General features: G+C 71.0%; 1 protein-coding gene. It reads left to right on the forward strand.

Going from position 1 to position 1314, the window contains the following annotated elements; genetic code table 11:
* The first annotated feature begins 1 nt into the window (after position 1).
* Positions 2–1303 (forward strand): UDP-glucose dehydrogenase family protein, encoded by a 1302-nt coding sequence (locus PKE79_RS16420; RefSeq protein ID WP_271174781.1) that lies wholly within the window; start codon positions 2–4, stop codon positions 1301–1303.
* Positions 1304–1314: the final 11 nt, after the last annotated feature.

The following is a 1314-nucleotide window of genomic DNA, read 5'->3' on the forward strand; positions in this document are numbered from 1 at the left end:
CATGAAGTTGAGTGTGATCGGTTGCGGGTATCTGGGTGCGGTGCATGCGGCGGCGATGGCGTCGCTGGGGCACGAGGTCGTCGGGATCGATGTCGATGAGGCCAAGATCGCCAAGCTCGCCGCGGGCGAGACGCCGTTCTTCGAGCCCGGGCTCGGGGAGATCCTCACCCAGGGGCTGGAATCGGGTCGCCTGTCGTTCACGACCGACATGTCCGCCGCCGCGGGCGCGCAGGTCCACTTCATCGCCGTGGGCACCCCGCAGCGCCACGACGGCACTGGCGCGGACATGACCTACGTCAACGCGTCCGTCGAGTCCCTCCTGCCCCACCTGCGCCCCGGCGACCTCGTCGCTGGCAAGTCGACCGTCCCGGTCGGCACCGCCAGCCGCCTGGCCGAGCTGATCGCCCCCACCGGCGCGCACCTGGCCTGGAACCCCGAGTTCCTCCGCGAGGGCTTCGCGGTCAAGGACACCATCGAGCCCGACCGGCTCGTGTACGGCGTCTCCGACACCACCGGCGCCGACGACACCGCCACCCTCGACGCCGTCTACCACACCGCGATCGCCGCGGGCACCCCCCGCCTGGTCACCGGATACGCCACCGCCGAGCTCGTCAAGGTCGCCGCCAACAGCTTCCTGGCCACCAAGATCAGCTTCATCAACGCGATGGCCGAGATCGCCGAGACCGTCGGCGCCGACGTCACCCAGCTCGCCGACGCGATCGGACACGACAACCGCATCGGACGCCGCTTCCTCAACGCCGGCGTCGGATTCGGCGGCGGCTGCCTGCCCAAGGACATCCGCGCCTTCACCGCCCGCGCCGAGGAACTCGGCAAGGGCGAATCCGTCGCGTTCCTCAAGCACGTCGACGAGATCAACCTCCGCCGCCGCCAGCGCGTGGTCGACCTCGCCGTGGACAGCTTCCCCGACCACATCAACGGCCACCGCGTCGCCGTCCTCGGCCTCGCGTTCAAGCCCGACAGCGACGACACCCGCGACTCCCCCGCCCTCGACGTCGCCGTCCGCCTCAAGGGCCTCGGCGCCGACGTCATCGCCTACGACCCCGAAGCGATCCCCAACGCCCGCCGCGCCCACCCCCAGCTCGCCTACGCCGACACCCTCGACGACGCCCTCACCGGCGCCGAGACCGTCGTCATCGCCACGGAATGGAAAGCCTTCCGCGACCTCGACCCCCACACCACCCGCGACAAGGTCGCCCGCCCCGTCGTCATCGACGGCCGCAACATCCTCACCCCCACCACCTGGCGCGACGCCGGCTGGACCTACCACGGCATGGGCCGCTGACATGACCCCCC

The organism is Microbacterium barkeri (assembly GCF_027921765.1).
Lineage (GTDB): Bacteria > Actinomycetota > Actinomycetes > Actinomycetales > Microbacteriaceae > Microbacterium > Microbacterium barkeri.